Raw genomic sequence first — 13108 nt, forward strand, 5'->3', positions numbered from 1 at the left:
GTTCACGAAACGTGTGAAAGCGTGTCGTGAGTCGGCACCTTGCGGTGTCGACGTTGGCCCGCGCTGTTCGGTGCGGGTCTTCCCGTGGCGATATCCGCTGCCCGCGTGGTGCGGGTCTTGTGTGGGTTTCCATCGGGCTCGTTTTCCGTCGCCCCGCAACTCGGGGAGGACGTCGTGGCGTCAACCAGGTTGGCGAGGTTTTGGGCCGCGTCGAGGTCGCGATCCATGCTCATCCCGCAGGACGGGCAGGTGAAGATACGGTCGGACAGGTGCAGCTTGGTTCTCACCGCACCACAGTCCGAGCACGTTTTAGAGCTGGGATCCCACCGGTACGCGATGTGCACGCGCAGCCCGGCCCAGGAGGCTTTGTACTCGACCTGGCGTCGGAGTTCGGCCATGCCGACACCCGCGACCTGCCGCGCCAGGCGGCGGTTGCGGGTCATGCCCGCAACGTTGAGGTCTTCCAGCACGATCGCACCGAAGGTCCGCACCAGCCAGGTGGTGAGCTTATGCAGCCCATCGCGGCGCGCATTGGCGACTGTGGTGTGCAGCGTGGCGATGCGGGCTTGGGTTTTGCGCCACCGGTTCGACGGCTTCTGTCCGCTACGGTGGTCTGGGCCAATGCGCCGGGAGGCTTGCCGCTGCAACCTCCGCAACTCACGCAGGGCGACTTCGAGGTGTTTCGGGTTGTCGATCACTTCACCGGTCGAGAGCACGGCCAGGGACTTGATCCCGAGATCCACACCCACCGTCACACCGGGCTGGGCGGGGGCGGGATCGTTGCGGGTGATCTCCACCGAGAACGACACAAACCACCGTCCGGCCCGATACGACACCGTCGCCGAGCGGATCCGCGCGGCACCCGTGTCGACGCGCCGCGCGAGTTTCCGGGTGGACTCGTGGGTGCGCACCACCCCGATGCGGGGCAGCTTCACATGGCGCCGGTCGTGGTCAGCGAGACCGAAGCTGCCGGTGGTGAACCGGCACGACAACCCGCTGCGCTTGCCCTTGAACCTCGGGAACCCGAGCTTGCGGCCCTTGCGGTTGCCCTTCTTCGAGTCGCCCCAGTTCTTCAGCGCCGTCGCGAGGTTCGACAGCCCGGACGAGTACGCTTCCTTCGAATTCTCCTGCCACCACGGCGCAACCGTGTCCTTGGCCTGGTTCCAGTCTTTACGCAGGCCGTAGGCCGACCAGCCCACCGGTGGCGTCAACTCGTCACCGTCCAGGCCGTACGAGGCTTCAGCTTTCCGCTGCTCAGAGTTGGCTTTTACCTTGCCCAGCCCCCAGTTGAACGCGAACCGCTGCGCACCACAATGCGACCGCAACCCGGCCTCTTGCACAGGGTTCGGGTCCAACGCGAACCGGTATGCCTGCAACACCACGCTCATCACCGGGCACAGTATCGGCGGGCACCGACAATCCCCGCGATCTACCGAACCAGCACATTCCCCAACGCTTTGACACATTCCACCGAACAGTTCACAACCCCTCGGTGGTGAGCCGCGAGGCGACCGTGCGGGATGCGACCGCTCGCGACGCCGGCCGCTCCAGCGGATCCGCGGGCGGATCGTCGCCGTAGATCTGCTCGGTCACCAGTCGGCCGTGCAGCTCGTCGGTGTGGTGCGCGCCCAGCACCGCCAGCAGCAGGTCGAACCGGCTGTCGGTGAGAGCCACCGCGACGTAGCAGAACCCGGCGAGACCGGCGAACACGAGACCGGACACCCACCACACGGAAGCGCCCTGGACCAGGAACATCACCGCGAGGGCGAGCATCAGTCCGGACGCGAAGGCCACCCCGCGGGCGATGGTCACCTGCCTCAGCATCGACCGGAACGCCGGGTACTGGTGGCAGAGCTGCTGGATGATGCGGGCCCGCTCGTGGCGGTCGATTTGCGCAAGCCGGCTCAGGCCCGCGGTGACCGGCTTCGCCGCGCGGTTGGCCATGGCTGCTCCTGTAACCCTGGTGCGTGCTTCGATCGGGTTCTCCGGCATGCGATTACGCACGCTGAGTCACCGCCATTAGTCGATCACGCGGACCGTCCAGTATCAAGGCGTCATTCGGGGGTGTTCGCATTGCGGAAAAGGCACCGAACAGTAACGTCCCCGCGCGGCCGAACCGGCTTGATCCGCCACGCGGGTTTTCCGGACCGGCGCAACGGTCACCCTGAGGTAACCGACCATTGACCGCCTCCGCGGCGTGCGCTTCGAAGGAGCAGCGATGGCCATCGCAGTGGGTGAGCCTGCCTGGGTGGATCTGGCCACCCACGACGTCGCCGACACCAGGGACTTCTACACCGCCCTGCTCGGCTGGCACTGGATCCAGCGCCCGGACTACAACATCGCGCTGAAGGAACACAAGCCGGTCGCCGGGTTGCTGCTGCCGGAGACCGATGAGCCGACCGCCTGGACGCTGTACCTGGAGTGCGGCTCGGCGCGCCGCGCGGTGGAGCGCATCCGCGCGCTCGGCGGAAAGGTGCTGGTCCCGCCGACGGAAACGCCCGCCGACGAGACGTTCCTGGTCGCCGAGGATCCATCCGGCGCGACCATCGGACTGTGGGAAGCGCCGCCCAACGGCACCTTCGGCCGCGACCACGCGGGCATGCTCTGCTGGGCGGAGCTGCACACCCGTGACGGTTCTACCGCCGATCCCTTCTACGCCGAACTGCTGGGCTACCGGCAGGAGCAGATCGGCGAGCCGGGCGACGGCTTCGACTACACGGTCTGGTACGTCGGCGACCTGCCGACCGTGGGCCGCTTCGAGACCAGCTCGGCACTGCCCGCGGACGTGCCCGCGCACTGGCAGCTGTACTTCCAGGTCAACCCCGACAACGACACCGACACCGCAGCGGCGAAAGCGGTGGAGCTGGGCGGCAAGGTGCTGCGCGAACCGTCCGATTCCCCGTACGGCCGGCTCGCCCTGCTCCAGGACGTCGTGGGAGCCACGTTCTTCATCATGGACACCGCCCAGCGCACCGGGGAGTGACCCACGCGCCTGCTCACATCGACACGAACTCGCGAGTCCACCGCTCAGCGCCTGTTGGTGAATGGTCTGGGTGGTCGCTTAGCGGAACCTGAGAGGTTCCCTGGACTGCGGGTGCCCCTCCTGATGTATGTCCAATACGCGGCGGAGCGGCCGTCCTCGCCAGAAAACCTCTCAGAACCCGCCGATGGTCGTCATGGCAAGGTGAATGCAAGCGGCTACGCCGCTTCCAAAGGCGCGGACGGCTTCGCCGACAGGCTCTCAGGCGCGCAATAGGCTCGTCGGCTTGCGGCGGGTGCGGAGGCGGTAGCCGACCGGGATCGTTCGGCCGGGCGTCTCGCGGGCGGCGCGGGCCGCGACCTCCGCCGAGAACTCGATGCCCAGCACCGCTTCGAGGGTTTGCCGGTCGTCGAAGCGCCACAGGGTGTCCACCGGGGTGCTGTCGAAGTCGTGGCGCTGGAAGAACGACTCGATCGCAGCGGGATCGATCTGCGGAGCATCCGCCCGCATCCAGTCCCCGTACGGCGGGCGGGACGCGTCGAGATCGACGATCGCGATGATCCCGCCCGGGCGGAGCACCCGCTCCGCCTCCGCCAGGCCCGGCTCGCAGCCGGGACCGAAGAAGTACGCGGTGCGGGCGTGCACCAGGTCGACGCTGGCGTCGGCGAGCGGCAACTGCTGGGCGGGCGCGACCCTGACATCCACACCAGGAGTTCCGGCCAGCCGGCCGCGGGCCCGTTCGGCCAGTGGCGGATGCGGTTCGACGCCGATCACCGTCCGGGCCGTGGCCGCGAACAGCGGCAGGTGAAAGCCGTCGCCGCAGCCGATGTCGACCACGTCGCGACCGGCCCACTCGCAGCGCTCCCGCAACGCCCGCCACAACGCGCCGGTGGAGTCCTGTGCTCGGTTCTCGATCTCGAAGAGCTCCGGCCAATGCCAGATGTTCGGGCTCGGCCTCACCTGCGGCCGGGCCGGCTTCCGCCAGGTTCGCATCACTACTGTCCTTGAACCGGTTAGTCCGTCGTCTTCGAAGCGGCGCAACCCACCGCCCCCAGGCAGCCGGCACCGAGCGTTCACGCAATTTCAATGGAAATCGAAGGTCCGATTTCCATTGAAATTGCGCACCCCTGAGCCGTGCAGCGGGTTTCTCAGGTGGGGATCAGCCAGAAGAGCATCATCCAGGCGGCCGCGGCCGACGGCAGCAGGGAATCCATCCGGTCCATCAGGCCGCCGTGCCCGGGCAGGAGGTTGCCCATGTCCTTGATGCCGAGATCTCGCTTGATCAGCGACTCCATCAGATCGCCCAGCGTCGCAGTGCACACCAGGGCAGCACCGAACAGCGCGCCCTGCCACCACTGACCGTCGAGCATCAACGTCACCGAGAGGACGCCGGCAACTACACCGACCAGCATCGACCCGCCGAAGCCCTCCCAGGACTTCTTCGGGCTGATCTTCGGTGCCATCGGATGCTTGCCGAACAGCACGCCGAACGCGTAGCCGCCGGTGTCCGAAGCGACGACACCGATCATGAAGCACAACGCCCGGAACGCGCCATCCTCCGGCCGCACCAGCATCGCCGCGAACGCGGCGAACAGCGGTACGTAGGCCGCGGTGAACACCGATGCGGTCACGTCCCGCACGTAGCCGTCCACGCCGTGCCGGAACCGCCACGCCAGGCATGCCAGCACGGTTATCACGAATGCCACCAGCGTCCCGCGTAGCCCGAAGGGCCACGACAGCCACAGCATGGCCTGCCCACCCACCAGCACCGGGACAAGCGAGATGCGGATGTCGGCCCCGCGTTTGAGCGCGCTGGCCAACTCGACGGTGGACACCGCCACCGCGGCGGCCACAATGCCGATGAAGACGAACCGCACCATCAGCAGGGAAAGGATGATCGCGGCACCGAGCACTACCCCGACGCCGATGGCGGCACGGAGATCGCGTCCGGCCCGGGAAGGACGCGAAGGCGGGTCCGGGCTGCCAGCGGACATTCCGGACTCACCTTCGCATTGGCCGGCCGTCACCACTCAGACCTCTAGCAGCTCTGCTTCCTTGTGCTTGACCAGCTCGTCGATCTGGGCGACATAGCGGTGCGTGAGGTTCTCCAACTCCTTCTCACCGCGAGTGCCCTCGTCCTCGCCGGCCTCGCCGTCCTTGACAATCCGGTCGATCTCTTCCTTCACCTTGCGGCGGATGCCCCGCAGGGTGATCTTGCCTTCCTCGCCCTTGTGCTTGGCGAGCTTGACCATCTCCTTGCGACGTTCCTCGGTCATCTGCGGGATCGCCACCCGGATGAGCTGGCCGTCGTTGGACGGGTTCACGCCGAGGTCGGAGTCGCGGATGGCCTTCTCCATGGCCGCAAGCTGACTGGCGTCGTAGGGCTTGATGACCACCAGCCGCGCCTCCGGCACGGAGACGCTGGCGAGCTGGTTCAACGGCGTCGGCGAACCGTAGTAGTCGACGACGATGCCCGAGAACATCGCGGGGTTCGCGCGGCCGGTGCGGACGGTGGCCAGCTCGTCCTTGGCCACCTCCACCGCCTTTTGCATCTTCTCCTCGCCTTCGAGAAGAGCTTCGTCGATCACGGCTGCTCCTTAAGTCTGCCGACCGGTGGACATTCGTAGTGTCGCCTGCTGCGCAGCGTGGCCCCAGTGCGGGCCCGCCGCAGATCAGGATCCAGCACCCTCAGGCCGACGGAGCGTCCGGGGTGCTGACCAGCGTGCCGATCTTCTCACCGCCGACAGCGCGGGCGATGTTGCCTTCTTCCAGCAGGTTGAACACCAGGATCGGCATGTGGTTGTCCATGCACAGGCTGAAGGCGGTCGCGTCGGCGACCTTCAGCCCGCGTTCCAGCACCTCGCGGTGCGTGATGCTGTCGAACAGCTTCGCGTCCGGGGTGGTCTTCGGGTCGGCGGTGTAGACGCCGTCGACCGCCTTGGCCATCAGCACCACCTCGCAGCCGATCTCCAGCGCCCGCTGCGCCGCGGTGGTGTCGGTGGAGAAGTACGGCATGCCGGTGCCGGCACCGAAGATGACCACGCGGCCCTTCTCCATGTGCCGCATCGCGCGCCGCGGGATGTACGGCTCGGCGACCTGCCCCATGGTGATCGCGGTCATCACCCGGGTGTCGATGCCGTGCTCGCGCTCCAGGAAGTCCTGCAGCGCCAGGCAGTTCATCACGGTGCCCAGCATCGCCATGTAGTCACCGCGCGCGCGTTCCATGCCGCGCTGCTGCAGTTCGGCGCCGCGGAAGAAGTTGCCGCCGCCGATCACGATGGCCACCTCGACCCCGTCGGCGACGATCTCGGCGATCTGCCGGGCGACCGTGCCGACGACGTCCGGGTCGATCCCGACGCTGCCCCCGCCGAACATCTCGCCGCCCAATTTGAGCAGCACCCGGCTGTAGCCGCGCTTCGCTGGGCCGTCGGTCACTGGTTCCTCCCGCGAGGTTCGATGTGGCTTGAAGTTTGCGCGGATTGGTCGGCCCGCCGGCAACGACGCCGCGCTAGGCGCCGCGATCTTGCGAAAGCGCCCCGCCTTGCGAACGAAGGCGGGGCGCTGGTGCCGTGGCTGGCGACCGCGACTGGTTCAGCTCAGCCGATGAACCTGCGATGCCGCCCGGCGTGCCGCCGAACAGCGACCGGTCAGGCCTGGCCGACCTCGAACCGGGCGAATCCGGTGACGGTCACGCCGGCCTCGTCGAGCAGGGCCTTGACGGTCTTCTTGCTCTCCTGCACGGACGGCTGGTCCAGCAGGGCGTTCTCCTTGAAGAACCCGTTCAGGCGACCCTCGACGATCTTCGGCAGCGCCTTCTCCGGCTTGCCCTCGGCCTTCGCGGTCTCCTCGGCGATGCGCCGCTCGTTGGCGACGATGTCCTCCGGGACGTCGTCGCGGCTGAGGTACTTCGGCTTGAGCGCGGCGATCTGCATCGCGGCACCCCGCGCAGCGTCGGCGTTGTCACCGGTGTACTCGACCAGCACGCCGACCGCCGGGGGCAGGTCCGCGGACCGGCGGTGCAGGTAGGTGGCCACCTCGCCGTCGAACTTGGCGACGCGGCGCAGCTCCAGCTTCTCGCCGATCTTGGCGGACAGCTCCTGGATGACCTCGGAGACGGTCTTGCCGTCCAGCGGGGCCGCCAGGGCGGCTTCCAGGTCGGCGGCACCGGCGGCCTTGACCGCGGCGACTACCTTGCTGGCCAGCTCGATGAACTCGTCGTTCTTGGCGACGAAGTCGGTCTCGCTGTTCAGCTCGATCAGCACGCCGCCGTCGGCGGCGACCAGGCCCTCGGCGGTGGCGCGCTCGGCGCGCTTGCCCACGTCCTTGGCGCCCTTGATGCGCAGGCTCTCGACGGCCTTGTCGAAGTCGCCGTCGGCCTGCTCAAGAGCCTTCTTGCAGTCCATCATGCCGGCGCCGGTCAGCTCGCGAAGACGCTTGACGTCGGCCGCACTGAAGTTCGCCATCGTGCGTTATCCGTCCCTCTTAGTACGCAGCTTCGAAGGTCTTGCAGACATCGGCCGGGCCGCGTCCCGTGGCGTTCAACCAGTTCAGTGGGGATGCGAACCCGGCCCGGATGGCACCCACCAGGTTGCCTGGCGGGTTGCCGGACCGCGCCGCGCGCCGACCGCGTGACCGGCGCGCGGCAAGCGGACTCAGGACTGCGCGGCCTGCTCGCCGCCCTCGGTGGCCTCGGTGGCCTCGGTGGCCTCGGTGGCCTGACCGGAGCCGGCCAGCAGTTCCTTCTCCCACTCGGCCAGCGGCTCGCCACCGGCCGGCTTCTCCTCGCCCTCCGGGGCACCGTTGGTGCGGCCACTGCGGGCCATCAGGCCCTGGGCGACACCGTCGGCGACCACGCGGGTCAGCAGGGCGGCGGAGCGGATCGCGTCGTCGTTGCCCGGGATCGGGTAGTCGACCTCGTCCGGGTCGCAGTTGGTGTCCAGGATCGCGACGACCGGGATGCCCAGCTTCCGGGCCTCGCCGACGGCGATGTGTTCCTTCTTGGTGTCCACGATCCACACGGCGCTGGGCACCTTGCTCATGTCGCGGATACCGCCGAGGGTCTTCTCGAGCTTGTCCTTCTCGCGGGTCAGCATCAAGATTTCCTTCTTGGTGCGACCCTCGAAGCCCCCGGTCTGCTCCATGGTCTCGAGTTCCTTGAGACGCTGCAGACGCTTGTGGACGGTCTGGAAGTTGGTGAGCATGCCACCCAGCCAACGCTGGTTGACGAACGGCATGCCGACCCGCAGGGCCTGCTCGGCGATCGCTTCCTGCGCCTGCTTCTTGGTGCCGACGAACAGGATCGTCCCGCCGTGCGCGACCGTCTGCTTGACGAAGTCGAAGGCCCCGTCGATGTAGGTCAGCGTCTGCTGCAGGTCGATGATGTAGATGCCGTTGCGCTCGGTGAAGATGTAGCGCTTCATCTTCGGGTTCCAGCGCCGGGTCTGGTGCCCGAAGTGCACGCCGCTATCGAGCAGCTGCTTCATGGTGACGACGGCCATGGCCAGATTCGCACCTCTTGAGTCGGGCGCGCCGGTCGGCGCGCGATTCGGTTGCCGCGACGGACCGGGTGGCCCGTCGCCCTGGCACCCGCCCGGCCTCCCCCGCCCGGGCTCGTCGAAGAGCTCGGGACCGCGAAGGCGCCGGTACCCTGCCGGGAGCAGCAGCGTCCGAAGCGTCGAACTCGATGCTGTTCCAACCGGTGGCCGACCCGAAGTCGGCCTACCTGCGCAAGCTGGGCGTGCGGGCACGCGAAGTCGGTCCGTGCGGACACGAAACCGCGCTGACAGTGTACTGGACGCCCCGGCTGACCCGATCGTGGACTGCGAGTTGTCCACAGCCGCCGGGTTTATCCACAGATCTTGATTTCCCCCTGTTCACCGGGGCCACCCTCGGCCACGGTTGCACCATGCGTCTGTTGATCTCCGCCCTCATCTGCTGCAGTGCCGCCGGGCCCCTGGGCCTTACCGCAACGCTCGCCGAGCCGCCACCCGCGGTGTCAGCACGACCGCGTGCTGCGCCGGAGCCAGCGCCGCCGGTAGCCGCGCGGTTCGGCTGGCCGCTGGCACCGCCGCCTGCCGTCGCGCGACCGTTCGAGGCCCCGGAGCACACCTTCGGCCCAGGTCACCGGGGGGTCGACCTCGCAGGAGAGGTCGGCCAGCCGGTGTTGGCGGCTGGGGACGGCATGGTCGTCTACGCGGGCTGGATGGTGGATCGCAACCTGGTGTCGATCGAGCACGCCGGGGGCCTGCGCACCACTTACGAGCCGGTCGCGCCGGGGGTCGCGGTCGGCGACCAGGTCACCCGGGGACAGCCCATCGGGCATCTGGAGCCAGGCCACCCGGGGTGCACCACCGAACCGCCCCGGGCCTGCCTGCACTGGGGCGCCCGGCAGCGCCTGGACTACCTCGACCCGCTACGCCTGCTCGGCTTCGGCCACGTCCGGCTGAAACCGTGGCGGTGACGTCGCATCCGTGGTGATTCCGGGGGAGGACGAAACGTCGATTTTCCCCTGGTATCACCCGGGGAGCCGCTGCGGTGAGACGTGACCTTGATGTCCCGCCACCCGCACCGCCGCGCAGAACGAGCCCCAAAACGGCCTCTGCAGCAGGTCAGGCCTGTTCGGTGAGCTTGGTGCGGAGGCGGAGGACCGCGCGGGTGTGCAGCTGGCAGACCCGCGATTCGGTCACGCCGAGCACCTTGCCGATCTCGGCCAGGGTCAGGTTCTCGAAGTAGTAGAGGGTGACCACCACGCGGTCCCGCTCGCTGAGCCGCTCCACCGCCTCGGCCAGCTGGCGCCGGCTGTCCCGGTCCACCAGCGCCGCCACCGGGTCCTCGGCCCGGTCGTCGGGCAGCGTCTCGGCCAGCGAAGCCTGCGCCGGACCCGCGCCGATCAGGTCGTCGAGCGCGATCACGCTGGTCATCTGCAGCTGCGCGAACAGCTCCCGCAGCTCATCGAGGGACAGCTCCAACTCGCCGGCCAACTCGGCATCGGTCGCGGTGCGCTGCAGCTTCGCCTCGAGGCGCTCCAGCGCCCGCTCCACATCGCGGGCCCGGCTGCGCACCGACCTCGGAACCCAGTCCTGGGCGCGCAGGTCGTCGAGGATGGCGCCGCGGATGCGCTGCATCGCGTAGGTCTCGAACTTCAGACCGCGTTCCGGTTCGAACTTCTCTATCGCGTCGACCAGCCCGAATATCCCGGACTGGATCAGGTCGGAGACGTCGACGTGCGACGGCAGCCCGGTGCCCACCCGGCCGGCCACGTACTTGACCAACGGGGCGTAGTGCAGCACCAGCCGGTCCCGCAGTTCCTGGTCGCGACGCCGGCCGAACGCCTGCCACAACGCGACTATCCCGGCCTCGACCTCGTCGCCGCTGCGGTGATCCCCGCCGGTGGCTGGCCCGGCGGACGCGGCGGATGCGGCGGATGCGGCGGGCGCGGCGGACGCGGCGGGCGCGGCGGGATCGGCGGACGCGGCGGGATCGGCGGATGCGGCGGGCTCAGCGGTCGCCACGGACAGCCTCCGCCACGATGCGCGGTCGCCGACATGGCCGTTGGTCGAGCCGCCTTGGTCACGGGCGGTCACCGATACCGAGGTCGATCTCGCGGCCACCGTGTCGGCGTCGCCCCCGGCTTGGTCAGGAACGGGGGTGAGTTCGGTCATGGATCGCCTTCAGCCGTTCAACGGTCACGTGGGTGTAAAGCTGGGTCGTTGCGAGCGTAGCGTGACCAAGCAACTCCTGAACGCTACGGAGGTCAGCACCGCCCTCCAGCAAATGGGTCGCAGCCGAGTGACGCAGCCCATGTGGTCCGACGTCCGGCGCTCCGGAAACCACGCCAACCGCGTCGTGCACGGTGCGTCGCACCGCTCGCGGGTCGAGCCGTCCACCTCGGACACCCAGGAACAATGCGGCACCGGACGATTCTCGGGCCAGTTTCGGCCGGCCGTCGGAAAGCCAGCGCCCGATCGACTGATCCGCAGGTACGCCGAAGGGCACGGCGCGTTCTTTGTCTCCTTTACCGATCACCCGGATCAGCCGGTGCTCGCGGTCGACGTCGTCGACGTCCAGTCCGCAGAGCTCGGCGACGCGAACCCCGGTGGCATACAGCAGTTCGAGCACCGCGTGGTCCCGCAATGCCACCGGATCCCCCTGTTCCGCGCCCACCGCAGAAGCCTGCATCGCCGAACCCGCTTGGTCAACGCGCAGCACCGCGGGCAGCTTCCGCCGCTTCGACGGCACCGCCAGCCGCGGCCCCGGGTCGACCGGCAACAGCCCGCCGCGGAACGCCCACACAGTGAAGGTACGGGCCGAGGCGGTCCGCCGGGCGAGCGTCGCCCGGCTCACGCCACGCGCGTGCTGCCCAGAAAGCCATTCCCGCAGGACGGAAATATCCAGCACAGCAAGGCTTCCGCCGTCCTCCGAGGCAGCCAGGTACGCCAGCAACGAGACAACATCACCGATGTATCCACGAACGGTGTGCGCCGACAACCCACGTTCCGCAGCGAGATGTCGTTCGAACCCGTCGACCACGGCGCCGAGCGACTCGGGCAGCTTCGCCCGAGCCACCCGTAGATCCGGTCTTCGCGGTTCGGCGGAACGTGAGCGGGCCATACCTCGAAGCTGGCCCTCGCACCGGCATCGGTCAAGCATCGCCACGCCGAATCGTGATCACTTGAATGGTGCGCGATTCGGCTTGCGCCGCAGAAATTCAGCTATCACCACGTGATCACGTAATCACTCCGTCGCCGACCACCCCCCTTCCGACCTGGCAACGAACCCGCCCAGTTCCAACTCCGGCAGCAGCGCCCGGACCTTGCCCAACGGCAGCCCCGAATCCCGCGCCAACTCGTCCGCGCCGGCGCAATCCACACCGGTCAGAGCATCATGCAAGCGCCGCGCATCCGGATGCAGCCCATCGGTACGGCGGTACTGCGCAGGGATTTCGACCGCCGGCAACGCGCCGAGCGGGCTCAGCGCCTCCAGGACCTCCTGGGTACAGGTAACCAGCACAGCCTGACCGGACCGGACCATCCCGTGGCAACCCACCGAATTCTTCGACGTCACAGGCCCAGGCACAGCCAACACGGGCCGTCCCAACGCATCAGCAGTTTCGGCCCGAGCTCGCAAGCCTCATCGTGTCAACACAAATCACTCCGCGCCTCGCGCGCGTAGAGAAGGTAGAGAGAAGCAAAAACGCCCCCACCCGGAGGCAGGCGTCTTGTTAGAAGCTCAGCCGTCGAAGCGGCCGGTCTTCACAGCTGTGACGAAGTTCGTGAACGTCCCGACTCCGACAACAAGGATCGGGGAAGCGTCACCGAGCTTTGAGTCCCGGAGGGCACCGTGGTCAACGTCAAACCGCGCTACTTCCACGCAGGTCTGGGCACCACCGCTGTAGCTCGACTTTCGCCACTGGAGGCGGTTGTTCTCGGTCATGCTCGTCTCCTGTATCCCGCGTTAGTGCAGGTTGGTGATGCAGCGATCAAGCAGAGCGACCGTGTCTGCCTCTGACACCGCATCGTTCTGCGCCTGATCAAACGTGAGGCTATACGCCCCAGTGGACTTCCATAGTCCGCACCGGTCAAGGTCTCAAGATACGCGATCGTTGCTTTTGCTCTCTCGATCCACAGCAAGGTGAACGGGCAGCTCAGCCCTGCGTACGTGCCGCAGTCGAGCGGAATGACACGAATCGAAACGGTCGGCAGGTCGGCCATCTCCCGAAGTCGCTTGAGCTGGGCGGCCATCACGTCACGAGAACCAACCTGTCGCAGCAACGCTTCCTCCCCCAGCACGACCCACACCTGTGGTGCACCGGCTTCAAACAGGCGGTTGCCTCGTTCCTCACGTGCCGACGCCATGCCCTCGATGTCAGCGGCCAACACGACGGGAGACCGTGAAAGCTGGGCCTTGGCGACCGCCCGCGTCTGTAGCAGACCCGGAATCTCGTTGAAGACCATGCGAATCTCCGTTGCGGCCCGTTCAAGTGGGATGTACTGCTTTGCCCAGTCGTTGACACGCTCGGGCGCGGCCCGTCTCCGCGCCTCTGCTCCGAGACGCATCACCTTCGCTGCCTCCGGTCCGTACACGCCGTAGTGCGCAAGGAGTGTTGACAACTCCCGCTCGTTGAGTCCG

The 13108-nt window shown here is 67.8% G+C and carries 15 protein-coding genes; 2 read left to right on the forward strand and 13 right to left on the reverse strand.

Features of this window, described 5'->3' with window-relative positions; translation table 11 throughout:
* Window positions 1-2 precede the first annotated feature (2 nt).
* Both tnpB and FDZ84_RS05075 read right to left on the reverse strand, forming a co-directional pair.
* Window positions 3-1388, reverse strand: a complete 1386-nt coding sequence (gene tnpB, locus FDZ84_RS05070; RefSeq protein ID WP_168584934.1) for an IS607 family element RNA-guided endonuclease TnpB — start codon at window positions 1386-1388, stop codon at window positions 3-5.
* Window positions 1389-1479: 91 nt separating this feature from the next.
* On the reverse strand, window positions 1480-1944 hold the full coding sequence (locus FDZ84_RS05075) for a hypothetical protein (protein ID WP_168584935.1): 465 nt from the start codon (window positions 1942-1944) through the stop codon (window positions 1480-1482).
* Window positions 1945-2218: 274 nt separating this feature from the next.
* On the opposite strand from FDZ84_RS05075, the gene FDZ84_RS05080 reads away from it, so the two are divergent.
* Entirely contained in the window at window positions 2219-2983 is a 765-nt protein-coding gene (locus tag FDZ84_RS05080) for a VOC family protein (protein WP_168584936.1), read from the forward strand.
* Between the two features lie 258 nt (window positions 2984-3241).
* Here the strand turns inward: FDZ84_RS05080 and FDZ84_RS05085 are convergent, their stop codons facing one another.
* From FDZ84_RS05085 to rpsB, 6 genes are all read right to left on the reverse strand, one after another.
* On the reverse strand, window positions 3242-3973 hold the full coding sequence (locus FDZ84_RS05085; RefSeq protein ID WP_210435431.1) for a class I SAM-dependent methyltransferase: 732 nt from the start codon (window positions 3971-3973) through the stop codon (window positions 3242-3244).
* Window positions 3974-4128: 155 nt separating this feature from the next.
* Complete coding sequence (locus tag FDZ84_RS05090) at window positions 4129-4974, reverse strand: phosphatidate cytidylyltransferase (protein WP_168584937.1); 846 nt, start codon at window positions 4972-4974, stop codon at window positions 4129-4131.
* A gap of 36 nt (window positions 4975-5010) precedes the next feature.
* Window positions 5011-5568 carry a ribosome recycling factor gene (gene frr, locus FDZ84_RS05095; RefSeq protein ID WP_010306009.1) on the reverse strand — a complete coding sequence of 186 codons (558 nt, stop codon included), beginning with the start codon at window positions 5566-5568 and terminating at the stop codon, window positions 5011-5013.
* A gap of 100 nt (window positions 5569-5668) precedes the next feature.
* A complete protein-coding gene (gene pyrH, locus FDZ84_RS05100; RefSeq protein ID WP_168584938.1) occupies window positions 5669-6415 on the reverse strand; it encodes a UMP kinase in 747 nt (248 codons plus the stop codon).
* Window positions 6416-6627: 212 nt separating this feature from the next.
* The gene (tsf, locus tag FDZ84_RS05105) at window positions 6628-7443 is read right to left on the reverse strand and encodes a translation elongation factor Ts (protein ID WP_168584939.1); all 816 of its coding nucleotides are present in this window, start codon (window positions 7441-7443) and stop codon (window positions 6628-6630) included.
* 189 nt (window positions 7444-7632) lie between these two features.
* On the reverse strand, window positions 7633-8478 hold the full coding sequence (rpsB, locus tag FDZ84_RS05110) for a 30S ribosomal protein S2 (protein ID WP_168584940.1): 846 nt from the start codon (window positions 8476-8478) through the stop codon (window positions 7633-7635).
* A gap of 407 nt (window positions 8479-8885) precedes the next feature.
* On the opposite strand from rpsB, the gene FDZ84_RS40340 reads away from it, so the two are divergent.
* Window positions 8886-9440 (forward strand): M23 family metallopeptidase, encoded by a 555-nt coding sequence (locus FDZ84_RS40340; RefSeq protein WP_168584941.1) that lies wholly within the window; start codon window positions 8886-8888, stop codon window positions 9438-9440.
* 148 nt (window positions 9441-9588) lie between these two features.
* Here FDZ84_RS40340 and FDZ84_RS05120 read toward each other — a convergent pair whose 3' ends face one another.
* The 5 genes from FDZ84_RS05120 to FDZ84_RS05140 form a co-directional block, all read right to left on the reverse strand.
* Window positions 9589-10641: a FliA/WhiG family RNA polymerase sigma factor gene (locus FDZ84_RS05120; RefSeq protein ID WP_168584942.1), complete on the reverse strand. Its 1053-nt coding sequence runs from the start codon at window positions 10639-10641 to the stop codon at window positions 9589-9591.
* Window positions 10616-11590 carry a tyrosine recombinase XerC gene (locus FDZ84_RS05125; protein ID WP_168584943.1) on the reverse strand — a complete coding sequence of 325 codons (975 nt, stop codon included), beginning with the start codon at window positions 11588-11590 and terminating at the stop codon, window positions 10616-10618. The genes FDZ84_RS05120 and FDZ84_RS05125 overlap by 26 nt, the downstream gene beginning before the upstream one ends.
* 123 nt (window positions 11591-11713) lie before the next feature.
* On the reverse strand, window positions 11714-12010 hold the full coding sequence (locus FDZ84_RS05130) for a hypothetical protein (RefSeq protein ID WP_246868811.1): 297 nt from the start codon (window positions 12008-12010) through the stop codon (window positions 11714-11716).
* Window positions 12011-12208: 198 nt separating this feature from the next.
* On the reverse strand, window positions 12209-12412 hold the full coding sequence (locus FDZ84_RS05135; protein WP_168584944.1) for a DUF397 domain-containing protein: 204 nt from the start codon (window positions 12410-12412) through the stop codon (window positions 12209-12211).
* Window positions 12409-13035: a DUF5753 domain-containing protein gene (locus FDZ84_RS05140; RefSeq protein WP_256413741.1), complete on the reverse strand. Its 627-nt coding sequence runs from the start codon at window positions 13033-13035 to the stop codon at window positions 12409-12411. The genes FDZ84_RS05135 and FDZ84_RS05140 overlap by 4 nt, the downstream gene beginning before the upstream one ends.
* Between the last annotated feature and the right edge of the window lie 73 nt (window positions 13036-13108).

It is taken from the genome of Saccharopolyspora sp. ASAGF58 (genome assembly GCF_012277335.1).
GTDB lineage: Bacteria > Actinomycetota > Actinomycetes > Mycobacteriales > Pseudonocardiaceae > Saccharopolyspora > Saccharopolyspora hattusasensis.

What these genes read in the sequence shown, in the direction of transcription:
- tnpB (WP_168584934.1), bottom strand. Translation starts at nt 1,388, where the DNA reads ATGAGCGTGGTGTTGCAGGCATACCGGTTCGCGTTGGACCCGAACCCT.
- FDZ84_RS05075 (WP_168584935.1), bottom strand. Translation starts at nt 1,944, where the DNA reads ATGGCCAACCGCGCGGCGAAGCCGGTCACCGCGGGCCTGAGCCGGCTT.
- FDZ84_RS05080 (WP_168584936.1), top strand. Translation starts at nt 2,219, where the DNA reads ATGGCCATCGCAGTGGGTGAGCCTGCCTGGGTGGATCTGGCCACCCAC.
- FDZ84_RS05085 (WP_210435431.1), bottom strand. Translation starts at nt 3,973, where the DNA reads ATGCGAACCTGGCGGAAGCCGGCCCGGCCGCAGGTGAGGCCGAGCCCG.
- FDZ84_RS05090 (WP_168584937.1), bottom strand. Translation starts at nt 4,974, where the DNA reads ATGTCCGCTGGCAGCCCGGACCCGCCTTCGCGTCCTTCCCGGGCCGGA.
- tsf (WP_168584939.1), bottom strand. Translation starts at nt 7,443, where the DNA reads ATGGCGAACTTCAGTGCGGCCGACGTCAAGCGTCTTCGCGAGCTGACC.
- rpsB (WP_168584940.1), bottom strand. Translation starts at nt 8,478, where the DNA reads ATGGCCGTCGTCACCATGAAGCAGCTGCTCGATAGCGGCGTGCACTTC.
- FDZ84_RS40340 (WP_168584941.1), top strand. Translation starts at nt 8,886, where the DNA reads ATGCGTCTGTTGATCTCCGCCCTCATCTGCTGCAGTGCCGCCGGGCCC.
- FDZ84_RS05120 (WP_168584942.1), bottom strand. Translation starts at nt 10,641, where the DNA reads ATGACCGAACTCACCCCCGTTCCTGACCAAGCCGGGGGCGACGCCGAC.
- FDZ84_RS05125 (WP_168584943.1), bottom strand. Translation starts at nt 11,590, where the DNA reads ATGGCCCGCTCACGTTCCGCCGAACCGCGAAGACCGGATCTACGGGTG.
- FDZ84_RS05130 (WP_246868811.1), bottom strand. Translation starts at nt 12,010, where the DNA reads ATGGTCCGGTCCGGTCAGGCTGTGCTGGTTACCTGTACCCAGGAGGTC.
- FDZ84_RS05135 (WP_168584944.1), bottom strand. Translation starts at nt 12,412, where the DNA reads ATGACCGAGAACAACCGCCTCCAGTGGCGAAAGTCGAGCTACAGCGGT.
- FDZ84_RS05140 (WP_256413741.1), bottom strand. Translation starts at nt 13,035, where the DNA reads ATGCGTCTCGGAGCAGAGGCGCGGAGACGGGCCGCGCCCGAGCGTGTC.